Source organism: Phytoactinopolyspora endophytica (assembly GCF_004138495.1).
GTDB classification, from domain to species: Bacteria; Actinomycetota; Actinomycetes; order Jiangellales; family Jiangellaceae; genus Phytoactinopolyspora; species Phytoactinopolyspora endophytica.
This window is the reverse complement of the sequence record NZ_ML142855.1, coordinates 16,012-17,408: the sequence shown is the minus strand read 5'-3', so window position 1 is coordinate 17,408 and position 1,397 is coordinate 16,012. Positions and strand designations below refer to the sequence as shown.

Genomic DNA, 1,397 nt, shown 5'->3' with positions numbered 1-1,397 from the left:
GGCTCGTCGACCAACCGTGCCCAGGGGTAGCGGTCTGTCGTCCGCGCCAGCAGCTCGACCGCGGACGCCAGGTGGCACGGCTCGTAGTTGTGCACGCCTCGAACGCTCAGCCAACGACGGACCGCGCGCTCCGGATCGAGGCGGACCTCGCGCCCGGGTGCGACAGATCCGGCCAGGACCAGCACGCCGCCGACATCGAGCGCGCCGAACGCCTGCTCGACGGCATCGGCCGCGCCGGAGAAGTCCAGCGCGACGTCGAACTTCGCGGCCGTTCCCCCGGCCGGGCTGCTGTCCTGGCCTGGGAAACGACCGTTGCCCGCGGCCATGACCTGGCCCTCGGCCGCACCACTCACATCCAGCGTGCGGTGCGCTCCGAACTCGTCGGCCAGGCTCAACCGTTCCGGATGGACGTCGGTGACGACGACGTCGGAGGCGCCTTCCGCCGCCGCCAGCGCCGTAGCCGTGATACCGAGCATCCCGGCGCCGCTGATCAGCACGCGTCTCCCGGTCAAGCCGCCGGCACGATCGATCGCCGCGACGACGGTGGCCGTCGCACAGGCCGCCGGCGCGGCAACGGAATCCGGGACGTGCTCCGGGATGCGTACCAGATGCACGCCTCGGGGCAGGTGGACGTGAGTGGCGTAGCAGCCGGACAACCTCCACGCCCCGTCGAACGGCTCATGCCCGATCTTGCGCACGGCGCGGCACTTGGCGCTGCGGCCGGCCAGGCACCGGTCGCACTCGCCACAGCTCACGACGACGCTCCACACCACCCGGTCGCCCGCACTCACCGGCTGCCCGCCGACGTCGGACGCACCGCCACCACCCACCGCTATCACGTCGCCGACGGCCTCGTGCCCGAGCACTCCGGGAGCAGGCGAATGCCGCCTCCCGGCCACGGTGTGCAGGTCGCTGCCGCAGACCGTTGCCAAGCGGATCTTCACAAGCACCTCACCCGGCTGCAAGGACGGTAACCGCACCGGCGTCGACACCACGTCCGTGCCGCCGTTCCAGAGCTGGACCATCGCTTCACCTGGAGCGGGTCCGTCCGCAGCCCTCGTTTCCTGCGGACCGGCGGCCCCGGCGACCACCTCGCGACCGGCAGCGTCAGAGGCGACCATGCCGGCGCCAGGTGCCCGGCCGGTCGCCCTGGAGGTTCCGCTCACATCACGTGCGATCGAATCCACCCGGAGAGCCTTTCGATGAGATAGACGATGACGAAGATGATCAGAATGATCGCCCCGGCGAACTCGAAGTTGAGTGTCCGGACGGCCTCGAACAACAGGAAGCCCACGCCGCCGGCACCGACGATGCCCAGCACCGTCGACGTGCGGATGTTGACGTCGAGCAGATACAGGGTCGAACCGACCAATGCCGGCACGGTCTGCGGGAGGACC

At 70.4% G+C, this 1,397-nt stretch carries 2 protein-coding genes; both read right to left on the bottom strand.

Going from position 1 to position 1,397, the window contains the following annotated elements:
- Positions 1–1,025: zinc-binding dehydrogenase (locus ELR45_RS14920; RefSeq protein ID WP_129667343.1), on the bottom strand; the 1,025-nt coding region annotated here is incomplete at its 3' end.
- 137 nt (positions 1,026–1,162) lie between these two features.
- On the bottom strand, positions 1,163–1,397 hold a 235-nt coding region (locus tag ELR45_RS14915), incomplete at its 5' end, for a PhnE/PtxC family ABC transporter permease (RefSeq protein WP_420813887.1).